13 protein-coding genes are annotated in these 15,517 nt (G+C 58.2%); 4 read left to right on the top strand and 9 right to left on the bottom strand.

From position 1 onward, the window contains the following. The first annotated feature begins 211 nt into the window (after positions 1 to 211). Genes glpA through glpC form a run of 3 tightly spaced genes read left to right on the top strand, consistent with a single transcriptional unit; the run spans position 212 to position 4,276 of the window. A complete protein-coding gene (glpA, locus tag FD428_RS07175) occupies positions 212 to 1,840 on the top strand; it encodes an anaerobic glycerol-3-phosphate dehydrogenase subunit A (protein ID WP_114848246.1) in 1,629 nt (542 codons plus the stop codon). Then, complete coding sequence (glpB, locus tag FD428_RS07170) at positions 1,830 to 3,089, top strand: glycerol-3-phosphate dehydrogenase subunit GlpB (RefSeq protein ID WP_114848247.1); 1,260 nt, start codon at positions 1,830 to 1,832, stop codon at positions 3,087 to 3,089. Before glpA ends, glpB begins: the two co-directional genes overlap by 11 nt. Further along, positions 3,086 to 4,276: an anaerobic glycerol-3-phosphate dehydrogenase subunit GlpC gene (glpC, locus tag FD428_RS07165; RefSeq protein WP_058667751.1), complete on the top strand. Its 1,191-nt coding sequence runs from the start codon at positions 3,086 to 3,088 to the stop codon at positions 4,274 to 4,276. The genes glpB and glpC overlap by 4 nt, the downstream gene beginning before the upstream one ends. An 81-nt stretch (positions 4,277 to 4,357) precedes the next feature. Here the strand turns inward: glpC and FD428_RS07160 are convergent, their stop codons facing one another. Both FD428_RS07160 and FD428_RS07155 read right to left on the bottom strand, forming a co-directional pair. Next, positions 4,358 to 5,554 (bottom strand): nicotinamide mononucleotide deamidase-related protein YfaY, encoded by a 1,197-nt coding sequence (locus FD428_RS07160; protein WP_012131514.1) that lies wholly within the window; start codon positions 5,552 to 5,554, stop codon positions 4,358 to 4,360. Between the two features lie 136 nt (positions 5,555 to 5,690). Beyond that, on the bottom strand, positions 5,691 to 6,233 hold the full coding sequence (locus FD428_RS07155; protein WP_012131513.1) for a YfaZ family protein: 543 nt from the start codon (positions 6,231 to 6,233) through the stop codon (positions 5,691 to 5,693). Between the two features lie 272 nt (positions 6,234 to 6,505). Here FD428_RS07155 and FD428_RS07150 point away from each other — a divergent pair, with 272 nt between their 5' ends. Then, positions 6,506 to 7,954, top strand: coding sequence for a catalase (locus FD428_RS07150; RefSeq protein ID WP_114848248.1), 1,449 nt, complete (start codon positions 6,506 to 6,508; stop codon positions 7,952 to 7,954). 38 nt (positions 7,955 to 7,992) lie between these two features. On the opposite strand, the gene menE is transcribed toward FD428_RS07150, so the two are convergent. From menE to elaB, 7 genes are all read right to left on the bottom strand, one after another. Then, positions 7,993 to 9,408, bottom strand: coding sequence for an o-succinylbenzoate--CoA ligase (gene menE, locus FD428_RS07145; protein WP_071260234.1), 1,416 nt, complete (start codon positions 9,406 to 9,408; stop codon positions 7,993 to 7,995). Then, positions 9,405 to 10,367 carry an o-succinylbenzoate synthase gene (menC, locus tag FD428_RS07140; protein WP_012131510.1) on the bottom strand — a complete coding sequence of 321 codons (963 nt, stop codon included), beginning with the start codon at positions 10,365 to 10,367 and terminating at the stop codon, positions 9,405 to 9,407. Before menC ends, menE begins: the two co-directional genes overlap by 4 nt. Further along, the gene (gene menB, locus FD428_RS07135; protein WP_012131509.1) at positions 10,367 to 11,224 is read right to left on the bottom strand and encodes a 1,4-dihydroxy-2-naphthoyl-CoA synthase; all 858 of its coding nucleotides are present in this window, start codon (positions 11,222 to 11,224) and stop codon (positions 10,367 to 10,369) included. The genes menC and menB overlap by 1 nt, the downstream gene beginning before the upstream one ends. Positions 11,225 to 11,238: 14 nt before the next feature. After that, a complete protein-coding gene (menH, locus tag FD428_RS07130; protein WP_114848249.1) occupies positions 11,239 to 11,997 on the bottom strand; it encodes a 2-succinyl-6-hydroxy-2,4-cyclohexadiene-1-carboxylate synthase in 759 nt (252 codons plus the stop codon). Continuing rightward, positions 11,994 to 13,664, bottom strand: coding sequence for a 2-succinyl-5-enolpyruvyl-6-hydroxy-3-cyclohexene-1-carboxylic-acid synthase (gene menD, locus FD428_RS07125; protein WP_071260232.1), 1,671 nt, complete (start codon positions 13,662 to 13,664; stop codon positions 11,994 to 11,996). Before menD ends, menH begins: the two co-directional genes overlap by 4 nt. Before the next feature lie 128 nt (positions 13,665 to 13,792). After that, complete coding sequence (gene menF / locus FD428_RS07120; protein WP_114848250.1) at positions 13,793 to 15,091, bottom strand: isochorismate synthase MenF; 1,299 nt, start codon at positions 15,089 to 15,091, stop codon at positions 13,793 to 13,795. A 95-nt stretch (positions 15,092 to 15,186) separates the two neighbouring features. Then, complete coding sequence (elaB, locus tag FD428_RS07115) at positions 15,187 to 15,492, bottom strand: stress response protein ElaB (protein WP_012131505.1); 306 nt, start codon at positions 15,490 to 15,492, stop codon at positions 15,187 to 15,189. Between the last annotated feature and the right edge of the window lie 25 nt (positions 15,493 to 15,517).

Below are 15,517 nucleotides of genomic sequence, written 5' to 3'. Positions count from 1 at the left end.
CTCGCTGCTCCCAGTGTGGGCGCGATGTTAAGTAAAGATACCTGTCGTTAATGTGAATTACAGCACAGATTGTTACACATTTATGACAAATGTTCAGAAAAGCGCATGAAATCACGTTTCATTTTCGAATCATGAGCGATTATGCGCGAAATCAAACAAACCATGCTTTTTATGTGGCTAAATGATAAAAAACGAACTGTGAGGGATAACCATGAAAACTCGCGACTCGCAAACAAGTGACGTGATTATCATTGGTGGGGGAGCCACAGGCGCAGGGATCGCCCGGGACTGTGCGCTACGCGGATTGCGCGTTATCTTAGTTGAGCGCCACGATATCGCGACCGGCGCAACCGGCCGTAACCACGGCCTGCTGCATAGCGGCGCCCGCTATGCCGTTACCGACGCGGAGTCTGCCCGCGAATGCATCAGCGAAAACCAGATTCTGAAACGGATCGCCCGCCACTGCATTGAGCCAACGGACGGTCTGTTCATTACCTTGCCGGAAGACGAATTATCCTTCCAGGCCACCTTTATTCGCGCCTGCGAAGAGGCGGGTATTCGCGCCGAAGCGATTGATCCGCAACAGGCGCGGCTGATCGAACCGGCCGTCAATCCGCAGCTGATTGGCGCGGTGAAAGTGCCTGACGGCACTGTCGATCCCTTCCGGCTGACCGCCGCGAATATGCTGGATGCCAGAGAACATGGCGCAATCATTTTAACGGCGCATGAAGTCACCGGACTTATTCGCGAAGGCGCGACCATTTGCGGTGTGAACGTGCATAACCATCTCACAGGGGAAAGCCAATCGCTGCATGCGCCGGTCGTGGTGAATGCCGCAGGTATCTGGGGTCAGCGCATTGCGGAATACGCCGATCTGAGCATCCGCATGTTCCCGGCGAAAGGGTCGCTGCTGATTATGGATCATCGCATTAACCAGCATGTGATTAACCGCTGCCGCAAGCCGTCCGACGCCGATATTCTGGTGCCCGGCGATACCATCTCGCTCATCGGCACTACGTCGACCCACATTGATTACAACGAGATCGACAGCAACCGCGTCACTGCGGAAGAGGTTGATATTCTGCTGCGTGAAGGGGAAAAACTGGCGCCGGTGATGGCGAAAACGCGCATTTTGCGCGCCTACTCGGGCGTGCGTCCGCTGGTCGCCAGCGATGACGATCCGAGCGGTCGTAATGTCAGCCGCGGCATTGTGCTGTTTGACCATGCTGCACGCGACGGGCTGGACGGGTTTATCACCATTACGGGCGGTAAGCTGATGACCTACCGCCTGATGGCGGAATGGGCAACCGACGCGGTATGCCGAAAACTGGGCAACACTCGCCCCTGCGTCACCGCGCAAACCGCCCTTCCCGGCTCGCAGGAACCCACGGAAAACACGCTTAAACGCGTGATCTCGCTGCCCGCCCCGCTACGCGGTTCCGCCGTCTATCGTCACGGCGATCGTACTCCGGCCTGGCTCAGCGAAGGTCGCCAGCACCGCAGCCTGGTCTGTGAATGCGAAGCGGTCACCGCAGGCGAAGTGCAGTACGCCGTCGAAAATTTAACCGTCAACAGCCTGCTGGATCTGCGCCGCCGTACCCGCGTAGGCATGGGCACATGTCAGGGAGAACTGTGCGCCTGCCGCGCCGCCGGGCTGCTGCAACGTTTTAATGTCACTACCGCCGCTCAGTCCATCACTCAGCTTTCTGCGTTCCTCAATGAACGCTGGAAAGGCGTACAGCCTGTCGCCTGGGGAGACGCGCTGCGCGAAAGCGAGTTCACGCGCTGGGTTTATCAGGGATTGTGCGGTCTGGAGAAGGAGCACCAGGATGAAATTTGATACGGTCATTATGGGTGGCGGTCTCGCCGGATTACTGTGTGGCCTGGAATTGCAAAAACACGGCTTGCGCTGTGCGATCGTCACTCGCGGCCAAAGCGCGCTGCACTTCTCCTCCGGCTCGCTGGATCTACTCAGCACCCTGCCGGACGGTCAGCCCGTCACAAATATCACTGAAGGTCTGAATGCGTTACGCGAACAAGCGCCGACGCACCCTTACACTACAATTGGCGCGTCAACCGTTCTGGAACTGGCGCAGCAGGCGCAAGCGTTGCTGGAAGCGTCTGGCGCGCATTTACAGGGCGATGTACAACAGTCGCATCTGCGCGTCACGCCGTTGGGAACATTGCGCGCCACCTGGCTAAGCTCACCGGAAGTGCCCGTCTGGCCGCTGGCCGCGCAACGCATTTGCGTCGTCGGCATCAGCGGTTTACTGGACTTTCAGGCGCACCTCGCGGCGGCGTCGTTGCGTCAGCACCATCTCACGGTAGAAACGGCAGAGATCGACCTGCCTGAGCTGGACGTATTACGCGATAACCCGACGGAGTTTCGTGCGGTGAATATTGCGCGTTTGCTCGATAACGAAGAAAAATGGCCGTTGCTCCACGACGCGCTCTTACCGATAGCAAAAACCTGCGACATGATCATCATGCCCGCCTGTTTCGGCCTGGCGGATGACAGCCTCTGGCGCTGGCTCAATGAACGCCTGCCCTGCTCGCTGAATTTGCTGCCGACGCTGCCGCCTTCCGTGCCGGGCATTCGCCTGCATAATCGCTTGCAGCGCCAGTTTGTTCGTCAGGGCGGGATCTGGATGCCGGGCGACGAGGTGAAAAAAGTGACCTGCCGTAACGGCGTCGTGAGCGAAGTCTGGACCCGCAACCATGCCGACATTCCTCTGCGCCCGCGCTTTGCGGTACTCGCCAGCGGCAGCTTCTTCAGCAGCGGCCTGGTCGCCGAACGCGACGGTATTCGCGAACCCATTATGGGACTGGACGTTCAGCAAACGGCCACCCGCGCCGAATGGTATCAGCGTGATTTCTTTGATGCGCAACCCTGGCAGCAGTTTGGCGTCACGACCGATGATGCGCTGCGCCCCTCACTGGCGGGGCAGACCGTAGAAAATCTGTTTGCCATCGGCTCGGTGCTCGGCGGATTCGATCCGATAGCCCAGGGATGCGGAGGCGGCGTATGCGCAGTCAGCGCCTTACACGCCGCACGTCGCATTGCAGAACGTGCAGGAGGTCAGCAATGAGCGATACGAGTTTCGAGAGTTGTATCAAATGCACGGTGTGCACCACCGCCTGCCCGGTCAGCCGGGTGAATCCTGGCTATCCGGGCCCCAAACAGGCAGGGCCGGACGGCGAGCGCCTGCGCCTGAAAGACGGCGCGCTGTACGACGATGCGCTGAAATACTGCATTAACTGCAAACGCTGCGAAGTGGCCTGCCCGTCAGACGTTAAAATTGGCGATATCATCCAGCGTGCGCGCGCCAGGTATGACACTTCGCGCCCGTCGCTGCGCAACTTTATCTTAAGCCACACCGATTTAATGGGCAGCGTCTCTACGCCGTTCGCCCCGGTCGTCAATACCGCGACGTCGCTGAAACCGGTTCGTCAGTTGCTCGATTATGCGTTGAAGATCGACCATCGCCGTACGCTGCCGAAATACTCCTTCGGCACCTTCCGCCGCTGGTATCGCAGCGTTGCGGCACAGCAGGCGCAATACAAAGATCAGGTCGCCTTCTTCCACGGCTGCTTCGTCAATTACAACCATCCGCAGCTCGGTAAGGATTTAATTAACGTCCTGAACGCAATGGGCACCGGCGTGCAGTTGTTAAGTAAAGAGAAGTGTTGCGGCGTGCCGCTGATCGCCAACGGTTTTACCGATAAAGCGCGCAAGCAGGCGGTGAGCAATGTGGCGTCGCTCAGAGAAGCGATTGGCGTAAAAGGCATTCCGGTTATCGCAACCTCATCAACCTGCACCTTTGCCCTGCGTGATGAATACCCGGAAGTGCTGGACGTGGATAACAGCGGGCTGCGTGAGCATATCGAACTCGCGACCCGCTGGCTGTGGCGTAAGATCGATGCAGGCCAGACGCTGCCGCTGAAAAAATTACCGCTGAAGGTGGTTTACCATACGCCGTGTCATATGGAGAAGATGGGCTGGACGCTCTATACGCTGGAGTTGCTGCGCCAGATCCCAGGTCTGGAACTGACCGTGCTGGACTCCCAGTGCTGTGGGATTGCCGGAACCTACGGTTTTAAAAAGGAAAACTACCCCACCTCACAATCCATCGGCGCCCCGCTGTTCCGCCAGATTGAAGAGAGCGGCGCGGATATTGTGGTGACCGACTGTGAAACCTGTAAGTGGCAAATTGAGATGTCGACAAGCAAACGCTGCGAACATCCGATTACCCTGCTTGCCCAGGCATTAGGTTAAGCGCGTTAACGTCTTATCGGGCCTGCAAACCACGGCAGGCCCGATAAGCGCAGCGCCATCAGGCTACACAGGCTACACAGGCTACAGGGTTAACGACTCCACCACCTCAATCCAGCCATGTTCACTGGCAATATCCTGACCGTTTAACCACCGACGCACCATATTCAGCGCCATCATGGCGCAAACTTCCTGCCGCACCGCCAGACTGTAGCGGCTGGCGCTGAAATGCACGCGCAGGGCAAATGTCCCATCCGGCGTCGCCAGCGCGAAATTAAGATGATCGTTTTCCAGCCCGGATACCGCCAGCGCCAGTCCGGCGTAGTGGTTGCTCCGTCGCTCTGTCGTCCAGTGCGCGGTCTGAGCCAGCGTCTCTTCCTGGGAAGGCACCACTTCGCTGGCAAGAATCGGCGCATTCGCACGGGAAAGCTGCAAAGCCAGCAGCCCGCTGGTGAACTGTTCGCTGAGCGTCAGGCTGAGCTGGCGCGTCTGCAAACAACGGGCGATTTGCGCAGGCAGTCCTTCCGTCCCTTCAAAAATCAGGTTCTGCCCTGCCACCCGCTTCACCTCCGGCCATAGCGCCAGCATCGCGTCCCGCTGCGCATCCGGGCCGGTGAGTTTCAGTTCAATAATCGGCATTGAAGAGCGATATCCCATCGTCACGCCCGCCGGTAGCGGCAGCGAATCGAGGCTCTGCGCCAGATCGCTTTCCGAACGACCAAACGTGGTGAGTCGCAGACAAACCGGCGGTTCAGGAAGCGCAAAACGCGCACGCAGACGCGGCATAATTTCATGCTCGACCATCACCTTAAATTCAGACGGGACGCCCGGGGTAAAGAACATCAGGCAGCGATTTAGCTTCACCGCAAACCCACAGGCGGTGCCAACCGGGTTATTAATAAACTCGGCGCTGGCGGGCAGTTCTGCCTGCTTGCGGTTACTCGGCGCCATAACCCGCCCGCGCTCATGGAAAAAACGCTCCATCTCAGCCAGCCACGCATCATGAAGCACCAGACCTTCACCTTTCGCCGTGGCGGCGGCCAGCGCGCTTAAATCATCGCTGGTCGGCCCCAGGCCGCCATTCACAATCAGCACGTCAGCATGTTCGCTACGTTCGCGTAAAATGGCGACCAGCGCATCCAGATTATCTCCCACCGTATTTCGGCGTGATAACGGCAACCCCTGATTAAAGAAAAAATCGGCCAGCCAGGCGGCATTCGTGTCGACGATTTGCCCGTGCAACACTTCATCCCCGGTGGATAACATCTCCACGTTTAACATCGTGTTCTCCTGCTTCTATGATGAAAACACTATAACGCAAAGCCCGCTGGGGCGGAGTAAGAAACTCAGAGGAAACAAACCGGGAAAGAAGGCTATAGCATACAGGAAACGGCGCGACGGATGCCGCGCCCGAAAATCAGAAGCTGGCGTTAACGCCGACGTACGGGCCATCGGCAATCGCGTTGTCACGGTTGCCGTCTTTACCCGCCAGGTTCAGATAGCGATAGCCCGCTTCAATGCTCAGCGGGCGCATAATGGTAAAGCGCGCTCCGGCATTGGCTTCTTCATAGCTGTCGATGCCGCTGGACAGTGAATCTGGAGAGTAGTAATACTCGCCAAACAGACGGAAGCTGTCGCCGATTTTCCACTGTAACCCGCCGCCTACCGCCGCCGCATAGCCTTCATCGCCGTCGTTCGGATTGGTATAAACGCCTTTCCCACCGACCGTTGCCAGCAACGGCCCAAGCGGAATATTCAGGCCGAGCCCCACGCCGGCAGCGTCGCCATCGTCGTCGTTATGCATCCAGTTGCCGCTCAACGCCAGCCCGGTGGATTCAGTACCGAAACCTACGCCAACGTTGGTGTAATCTTTACCCGCCTGGCCGCTAATGCTCATCGCATTCGCCGATGCAGAAGCGAACAACAGTCCGGCAACGCCTAATAAAATGCTTTTTTTCATTTTTACCCTTTCCAGCAAAGAAATAAACAAAAGACCCCAAAACCGCAGGATTGTACTGCCAGGCGCAACAGAATCAATGAGCTAAAAAAGCGATCTAATAACATATTGTAACTAAACACTACCTTTCAGGTTTATTAAACGTTACAAGAAGAGGCGTTTAGCGCAGCAGTCATTGCCCGAGATCAATATTTCATTCACAAATATTTTCTACATTAGTTTCCGAAATTAAACGGAAATTAAACATTTTTTCTAACGATCGTCGGGAGATAAAGATGAGCAAAAAAGGACTCACCACCGCAGCAGGCGTGCCTGTCGCCCATAATAACAGCGTTGCAACCGCAGGCCCACGCGGCCCCATGCTGCTACAGGACATCTGGTTCCTGGAAAAACTGGCCCACTTCGATCGTGAAGTGATCCCTGAGCGCCGTATGCATGCCAAAGGCTCAGGCGCGTACGGCACCTTCACCGTCACGCACGATATTTCACGTTACACTCGCGCAAAAATCTTTTCGGAGCCCGGTAAAAAAACGGATCTGTTCCTGCGTTTTTCCACCGTGGCGGGAGAGCGCGGCGCGGCGGATGCCGAGCGCGATATTCGCGGGTTTGCGATCAAGTTTTACACTGAAGAGGGCAACTGGGATCTGGTGGGTAACAACACGCCCGTTTTCTATCTGCGCGATCCGCTGAAATTCCCGGATCTGAACCATGTCGTGAAGCGCGACCCACGCACCAACCTGCGCAATCCGACCTACAAATGGGACTTTTTCTCCCATCTGCCGGAATCGCTGCACCAGTTGACTATCGACTTTAGCGACCGGGGTTTGCCTTTCTCTTACCGTACGATGCACGGTTTCGGTAGCCACACATTCAGCTTTATCAACAGCGACAACGAACGTTTCTGGGTGAAATTCCACCTGAAATCGCAGCAGGGCATCGCCAACCTGATGGATGACGAAGCGAAACGCCTGGTGGCGGACGATCGCGAAAGTTCTCAGCGCGACCTGTACAACGCCATTGAACAGGGCAACTTCCCCCGCTGGAAATTCTACGTGCAGATCATGCCGGAAGCCGAAGCCTCACAGGTGCCGTACAACCCGTTTGATCTGACCAAAGTCTGGCCGCACGGCGATTACCCGCTGATTGAAGTCGGCGTGCTGGAACTGAACCGCAACCCGGAAAACTATTTCTCCGAAGTGGAACAGGTGGCGATGAACCCGGCGAACGTCGTGCCGGGGATTAGCTTCTCCCCTGACCGTATGTTGCAGGGGCGTCTCTTTTCCTATGGCGATGCGCACCGCTATCGTCTGGGCGTTAACCATCAGCAGATCCCGGTCAACGCCCCGCGCTGCCCGTTCCATAACTACCATCGTGACGGCGCGATGCGGGTGGACGGCAACAGCGGCAACGGCCCAACCTATGAGCCAAACAGCTTTGGCGTCTTCCAGGAACAGCCTGATTTCAGCGAACCGCCGCTCTCTGTCGAAGGCGCTGCCGCGCACTGGGATCATCGGGAAGATATGGACTACTTCAGCCAGCCGCGTAAGCTGTATGAGTTGCTGAGTGATGAAGAACATCAGCGTATGTTCGCGCGCATCGCCGGCGACATGAAAGATGTGCCAGAATTTATTCAGCAGCGTCAGATTGGCTTGTTTAGCGAAGTTCATCCTGACTATGGCGCGGGCGTCGCCGCTGCCCTGCGGGCGTTAAAAGAAGCGAAATAACCGTTTCCACGGGAGCTGCGGCTCCCGTGTTGTTTACATTACGGACGGTTAGCGCGCACCCACTCCTGCAATGCCCGGCGCGAAACTTTGATCCCGCCGTTTTTCAGCGCTGATGGCAACGTCAACCAGCGTACCGGTTGCTGAAAACGCGCCAGCTTGTCTTTCACCCATTCCGCGAGATCGACATCTCCGGCCTGCGCGTCATATTCCACCACCGCCACCGGACGATGGCCGAACTCCCTGTCCTCTACCGGCACCACGAACGCCTGTAGAACATATGGATGCGCCGAGATAACGCGTTCCACCTCTTCCGGCTGAATGCCTTCCCCGCCGCTGAAGAACAGATTATCCAGCCGACCGGCAATCGTCAGCTTACCGTCGTTCAGTTCGCCGCGATCGCGGGTGGCGAACCAGCCTTCGCCGTTCACCAGCGGGATCAGCTTACCGTCGCGCCAGTAGCCTTCCGCCATGCTGGCAGCGCGCAGCCAGACTTCGCCATTCACGATTCGGACTTCCCGCCCCGGTAACGCCGCGCCGACATCGCCCAGGCCGTCGGCCTCTTTCGCGCACACCGTCGAGGCAAATTCCGTCAGGCCATAACCGCACCAGCAGCGAATACCCTGCGCGCGAGCCTGCTCCGTCAGTTCAACCGGGATAGCCGCGCCGCCCAGCAGTACCGCTTTCAACGTTACCGATGCCGGATTCTCCAGCAGCCGCCACAGCTGAGTGGGAACCAGAGACGCATGCGTACACCCTTGCAGCATCGCTTCCAGCGGCTGCTTCTCACGCACGGTCATTCGGGCGCCCGCAAACAACCAGCGCCACATAATGCCCTGGCCGGAAACGTGAAACAGCGGCAGCGATAATAGCCAGTCATCCCCATCGGCAAACGGCATCAGGGACAGCACCCCCTCCGCGCTGGCCAGATGCGCCTGGCAGGTATGCACTGCGGCCTTGGGTAATCCGGTTGAGCCAGAGGTCAGCGTCATTGAACTCAGCCGCGTCGGCTGCCAGTCTGCGGCGTGTTCGCCTGACTCTTGCTGCATTTGCAGCGGTTGTAACGCCGGGAAGGTATTCTCCCCCTCCAGCAGCAAAGCAAACCGGAGCGTTAAGTCCGGCAGCAGCGCGTCGAGCAGCGGTTGCGGAAGCTGCGGGTTAACCGGCAGGACTCTTGCCCCGCATTGCAGTAAAGCCAGCCAGGCCAGCAGCGTTTGCGGGTGATTCCAGGCGCGCAGCATCACGCCGCAGCCTTCAGAGACACCCTGAGCGGCAAAACCGCTCGCCAGCGCGTCAATACGGGTACAGAGTGTGTGCCAGCTTAGTACTTCATCATTAAGGCGTAAGGCGGGCGCATCTCCCCGCACCTGCCGCCAGTGACGCCACGGCCAGTCATTAAAAGATGACGGCTGGAGGCCCGATACGCTTGCGCTATCGGGCATTTCCCGGAGGCTCATAGCAGCCGTTCCAGCGCATCGTCGCTAACACACGGCAAAGCGCTGCCCGGCCAGCGGCGCACCTGCTGGGTTTGCATCAGGCTTAGCGTATCCAGACCCGGAATGGTCTGCGGCGTCAGCCACGCGGCAATACGCGCCAGTTGCGTTAAGCCGAGGCTCGACTCGATGGAAGAGCTGATCACCGCCGTCAGTCCCAGCGTATGCGCGGCCTGTACCTGCTCGCGAACCTTTTCCAGGCTTCCGGTGAGCGTCGGTTTGATGACCACCGCGCTGACGCCCGCTTCCGCCGCAAAGACAAAATCGTCTTCACGCAGACTTTCATCCCAGGCAATCGCAATCCCGGTTTCACGCGCAAAAGCGCGGGAGTCGTCGCGGGTTTTACACGGTTCTTCGAGGAAGGCGATGCGGGCACGGTAGTCCGGGTTGACGTATTTCGCGAACTGCTGCGCTTTCAGCGGCGTCCAGGCGCGATTGGCATCCAGACGCAGATGCAGATCGGGAACCGCCTCCAGCAGCAGGTTGACCACCATTCCGTCGCGTACCGCTTCGTACAGACCGACTTTGATCTTGGCGACTTTCTCGCCAGGCATATCAGCCAGTTGTAGCACCAGATCGTCTGGATCGCCCGTACACAGCGGCGCGGCGCGGTAATCCGCCGCCTCTGGCAACGTCCCCGCCGCCTCCGCCAGCGCGCAGCTAACGCCAAACGCCACGGAGGGCACTTCAGGCAACGTTGACTGGCCTTGCAGCCAGCCGTTAACCCAGTCCAGCAGCGCGGCCTGCGCCTCCTCCAGGGTTTCCTGGCTGAAACCCGGAAGCGGGGAGATCTCCCCCCACCCTTCGCGCTCGCCGTCGCACAGACGGACATACAGCCCGTCGCGAGTTTTTAACCGCCTGTCGCGCAGAACCACCCCCGCGTCCATGGGGATCTGCCAGCGGTACACCTGCGCGCTACGCATTACGGATTCCGTTTGAATTTGCTGAAATCAGGCTGACGTTTCTGGTTGAAAGCGTTACGGCCTTCCTGACCTTCTTCCGTCATGTAGAACAGCATCGTGGCGTTGCCCGCCAGCTCCTGTAGACCCGCCTGACCGTCGCAGTCGGCGTTCAGCGCGGCTTTCAGGCAGCGCAGCGCCATCGGGCTGTTCTGCAACATTTCGCGGCACCAACGCACGGTCTCTTTTTCGAGGGAGTCCAGCGGTACGACGGTGTTGACCAGCCCCATATCCAACGCCTGTTTAGCGTCGTACTGACGGCACAGGAACCAGATTTCACGCGCTTTTTTCTGCCCGACGATACGCGCCATATAGGAAGCGCCCCAGCCGCCGTCGAAGGAGCCGACTTTCGGGCCCGTCTGGCCGAAGATGGCGTTTTCCGCCGCGATGGTCAGGTCACACATCATGTGCAGTACGTGACCACCGCCGATAGAGTACCCTGCGACCATCGCCACGACCGGTTTCGGGCAGGTACGGATCTGGCGCTGGAAATCCAGTACGTTCAGGTGATGCACGCCGGAATCATCCTGGTATCCGCCGTAGTCGCCGCGTACCTTCTGGTCGCCGCCCGCACAGAAGGCTTTCTCGCCTTCGCCGGTCAGAATAATGACGCCCACGTTGTCGTCATACCGGGCATCCGCCAGCGCCTGGATCATCTCTTTGACGGTCAAAGGACGGAATGCGTTGCGCACCTGTGGACGGTTAATGGTGATTTTTGCAATACCATCGGTGGATTTTTCATAACGAATGTCCGTGTAACCTTCGGAGCAGTCGTGCCATTCAACCGGTGCGTAAAGCATTGTTTCATCAGGATAGATCATAGTGTGTCCTTTAGTCAGAGACGCAGAATCTGAGCCAGACTGTCCACCACGCCTGCGGGGTTTTCCCGATGCGCGTTGTGTCCGGCGTTACGAATCATATGGCAAGGTACAGACAACTCCGCCGCCAGCGCGCGGAATTTGCTGTCGCGTTCACCACATAAATAATAAAACGGAAATGTGCGCGCATTTAGCCGCGCGCGTAAATCAGGCTGTACGGCAAGCGAGGTTGCCTCCAGCATCGCCGCCAGCGTTTCGCCATTGTTCTGGCTGCGCAGCGTGACTAATGCCTCTCTTTGCGAAGCATCCAGCGAAGCGAAAACCGGCTGCTGATACCAGTCAGTAAACACGTCGCGCAGCGGTTCACGGCGAAAGCGCGCCGCCCAACGACCGTCAGACAGTCGGCGCGCGTCACGCTCGGCCTCGCGTTGCAGTCCCGGGTGGCCGCCTTCAACCACCAGCCCGCAAAGACCCGGCAGAGTCTGGCACGCCGCCATCATCGCCACTCTGCCGCCGAGCGAGTAGCCGACCAGCCAGTATTTAAGTATGTTGTAACTAAATAATGTGTTACGCAATAAGTCGCACACATCAGCAAAGCCGCTGACACGAATATCGGCAGAATCGCCGTGACCAGGCAAGTCGATATACAGGCGCGAAAAGTCGGGAAACTGCTCACCGATCTGCTGCCATTCCCGGCAATCACCGGAAAATCCATGCAGAAAAACCAGCCAGGGAGACCCCGGCTGACCACCGTTCGCCTGCGCGCGCAGGATCATAGATGGCTCACCTGCGCCAGCAACTGTTGCAGGGTTTGCGCCCCGTCGGTATCGTTCACGACCAGCTCAATCACCGTGGTTGTCGGCGTTCGCCAGGCGCCAGCCAGCGCCGCATCCAGCTCATCCCAGCTTTGCGGGCGGTGATATTTGAGGTTAAACATGGCCGCCGCGTGTTCAAAGTGGACGTTTTGCGGCATCAGGTAAAACCGCTCGCGCTCGCTCTGCGGCGTCGGCAACAAAGAGAAAATTTGCCCGCCGTTGTTATTCACCACAATCAGCACAAACGGCGCGGACACCTGGCGCAATAGCGCCAGCGCGTTGAGATCGTAGAGCGCAGACAGATCGCCGACGATAGCCAGCGTCGATTTCGCGCTGGCGCGCTGAACACCCGCCGCCGTCGAGATCAGACCATCAATACCGCTGGCTCCCCGGTTACTGTACACCGGATAGCCCGCCGGTAGCTGCGACAGCGCGTCAATCAGGCGCACCACCAGGCTGTTGCCGACAAACAGTTGCCCTTGTTCCGGCAGATAGTCGCGAATGCGGTGCGCCAGTTGCGCTTCGCCGAACATATCGCGACGCGCGACAACCGCCTGCCACGCCTGCTCTGCCAGGCGCGGGATATCGACGCACCAGGGATGGCGTTTCTCCGCCGGATGCAGCTCCAGCCAGTCGGCGATTTTCGCCACCAGCCTGCGTCCGCGATGATGCGCCGGGTCCAGGCGACCTTCGATATTATCAATAATCCAGTACTCTTCCGGCTCGCAGGCGGCCTGCCATTGCAGCAGGCGCTTTCCGGTCAGGCTGCTGCCGAGTTGCACCACAATTTGCGCCTGCTGAAGCTCAGTGACGGCCTTCGCATTGCCCAGCCAGAGATCGGCGCACGGCAGCGGCTGCCCGGTTTGCGACAGCACGTCGCCAATCAGCGGCCAGCCCAGCGTCTGCGCCCAAAGCGCGACTTTCTTGCCCTCTTCCGCGCTCATGCGCCCGGCCACCACTACGCCGCGTTTTTGCCGCCAGAAGAACCAGTCGCGCTGTTTGTCGCTTTCCAGCCGACGCGCTTCGCGCAGCCAGGGTTTGTCATCCTGCCACCAGTCGCCAAGGCTCTGCTGCCAGGCAAGCCCCGTGTCGTCCATATCGCCATACAGCGGTTCCGCAAACGGACAGTTGATGTGTACCGCGCCGGCATGCAGCGTCGCCAGGACGTTATCAAGGGTGGAGACCAGCCAGCGCGCGGAAATATCCTGCGTCGGGCGCGGCAAAGAGAGCGTTTGAGAAGGATGAGAAGCGAACATCCCGGCCTGACGAATCGCCTGATTCGCGCCGCAGTCAATCAGTTCCGGCGGACGGTCCGCAGTCAATAAAATCAGTTTTTCACCGGTAAGCCCCGCTTCAATCAGCGCCGGATAGAGATTTGCCACCGCCGTACCGGAAGTAACAATAACGGCAACGGGCTGCTTACTGACTTTCGCCAGCCCTAACGCCAGATGACCAAGACCACGCTCATCAAAGTGCGTGTGATGAATAAAGGCTGAATTTTCCGCTGCCGCCAGGGTTAAAGGCGTGGAGCGGGAGCCAGGGGCAATGCAAACATGCCTGACGCCGTGGCGAGTGAGTGCTTCCAGAATGACCGCCGCCCAGCGTCGGTTAAATGCGCTTACTGACATGAGATTGTCCGGTATCAATATTGCGACTCAGTATAAGGATCAGAAAAAATGGATTATTGATATGAGTCGGGAATATACACAAAATCATTCAGCAGACCGCCTGAAGGATGAGGTGTATGTGCGACTCATTAGCTTTCCATCTGTAATAACGTGCGTAGCCCGGCTGCTTTGTTGTCGATCTCTTGCCATTCCTGTTCCGGGTCAGACCCGCGCACAATGCCTGCCCCGGCATACAGACGAACAACGTTCGCCGCGACTTTCGCCGAGCGCAGCGTCACGCAGAATTCGCTTTGCTGTAAAGACAGATAACCCGCCGACCCGGCATACCACTCACGTTCAAACGGTTCATGTTGCTGAATAAACGCGCGCGCCCGTTCACGCGGAATCCCCGCGACGGCGGCCGTGGGCTGTAGCTGTAGCAAACAGAGCGTGTCGTCAGCCTGATTGAGCGCCGTCCAGATACAGCGGCGCAGATGCTGTACTTTGCGTAATCTGAGCACCTGCGGCGGCAAAACATCGAGCGAGTGGGTGCAGCTTTGCAGGCGTTGACAAATATCTTCCACCACCAGCATGTTTTCACGCTGGTTTTTATCATCCTTCATCAACCATTCGCCCAGTTGCCAGGCCTGATGGTCGTCGGGATGATTCGCCACCGTGCCAGCCAGCGCCTCGGTGCGCAATGCCGTTTCACGTCGCCGCCAAAGGCGTTCCGGCGACGAGCCAAGAAAGGCGCTTCCGGCGGAGAACGCCATAAAAAAATGGTAGCAGTTAAGGTTTAAACGGCGACTGGACGCCATCACGGCGGCGGCATTCACCGGATGGGAAAACTGCAAATCCGTCGCCCGCGCCAGCACCACTTTGTCGAGTTCGTCTTCGGCGATAGTCTGCGTGGCAAGCTGAATCAGGCTGGTCCAGCCCGCTTTATCCGGCCAGTGCTGCTCACCCGTCAGGTGCAGGCGCAGCGCCGGGATCGGCTTTACGCCCCTTAATGAAGAGAGAAACGCGATCGCCCGCCCGGCGTCTTCACGCAGTGAAACCGGGCTGTAGAGATACAGCCGCAGCGTTGCCATAGCGCCAGCGCGTCGCCATTCAAGACGCGGCAGCAGCAAATGCCCCTGCTGCGGTTCAAACGCATTCAGTCCCCAGATACGCAAATCGGATTGTGATTCATGTTGGCGGATAAAGTGTTGCGCCTGTTCGAGAGAGGGGAACGTTTCAACGGCGCCAAGCACCGCGGCTTCTTCATCGCCGTTACGCTGTTGCCAGTAAAATTGCGGCCAGATGGCCTGACTGGCCAGCCAGCTTAATGCGTCAAACGCATCATTCAGAGGGAAAGGCACATCAACAATACGCATTCCTGGCGCCGCCGGTATCTCCTGCGATAACTGGCGCCGCAGATTTTCCAGCGCAGTAGTGATTGAATGCACGCGGACCTCTCCCTGTTAAAAACCTCACATTATACGGGGTACAGCGGAGAAAAAGCAGTACCCCCGTTTAGGGAGGAAATGCGATCCCGGTTACATTACCGCCGCGCCAGCAGTAATCCCAGCACCAGGCCGACCGCCGCACCTGCGCCAATCCCTTGCCAGGGTTTTTCATGCACGTAATCATCCGCTTTATAAACCGCCTGTTTTGCACGGTAATAGTAGCTGTCAGACGCATGGCTGACGCGATTTTTTACCTCTTCAAGCGCCCGTTCTGCGCGTGCTTTTAACTCAACATATTTTTGATCGGCAGGATCGCCGGAGGAACGCAGCACCTCTTCCAGCGTTTCGCTCAGAAGTTCCAGGTCGTCATCAATACGTGAACCATAAGAATGAAAAGACATTATATTCTCCCTTTCGATTAACGTT

It is taken from the genome of Citrobacter sp. TBCP-5362, assembly GCF_005406305.1.
GTDB classification, from domain to species: Bacteria; Pseudomonadota; Gammaproteobacteria; order Enterobacterales; family Enterobacteriaceae; genus Citrobacter_B; species Citrobacter_B koseri.
This window is presented reverse-complemented; position numbering and strand designations above follow the sequence as displayed.

Bases quoted from the DNA above. Each gene is read 5' to 3' on its own strand.
- glpA (WP_114848246.1), top strand. From the start codon at position 212: ATGAAAACTCGCGACTCGCAAACAAGTGACGTGATTATCATTGGTGGG.
- glpB (WP_114848247.1), top strand. From the start codon at position 1,830: ATGAAATTTGATACGGTCATTATGGGTGGCGGTCTCGCCGGATTACTG.
- glpC (WP_058667751.1), top strand. From the start codon at position 3,086: ATGAGCGATACGAGTTTCGAGAGTTGTATCAAATGCACGGTGTGCACC.
- FD428_RS07160 (WP_012131514.1), bottom strand. From the start codon at position 5,554: ATGTTAAACGTGGAGATGTTATCCACCGGGGATGAAGTGTTGCACGGG.
- FD428_RS07155 (WP_012131513.1), bottom strand. From the start codon at position 6,233: ATGAAAAAAAGCATTTTATTAGGCGTTGCCGGACTGTTGTTCGCTTCT.
- FD428_RS07150 (WP_114848248.1), top strand. From the start codon at position 6,506: ATGAGCAAAAAAGGACTCACCACCGCAGCAGGCGTGCCTGTCGCCCAT.
- menE (WP_071260234.1), bottom strand. From the start codon at position 9,408: ATGAGCCTCCGGGAAATGCCCGATAGCGCAAGCGTATCGGGCCTCCAG.
- menC (WP_012131510.1), bottom strand. From the start codon at position 10,367: ATGCGTAGCGCGCAGGTGTACCGCTGGCAGATCCCCATGGACGCGGGG.
- menB (WP_012131509.1), bottom strand. From the start codon at position 11,224: ATGATCTATCCTGATGAAACAATGCTTTACGCACCGGTTGAATGGCAC.
- menH (WP_114848249.1), bottom strand. From the start codon at position 11,997: ATGATCCTGCGCGCGCAGGCGAACGGTGGTCAGCCGGGGTCTCCCTGG.
- menD (WP_071260232.1), bottom strand. From the start codon at position 13,664: ATGTCAGTAAGCGCATTTAACCGACGCTGGGCGGCGGTCATTCTGGAA.
- elaB (WP_012131505.1), bottom strand. From the start codon at position 15,492: ATGTCTTTTCATTCTTATGGTTCACGTATTGATGACGACCTGGAACTT.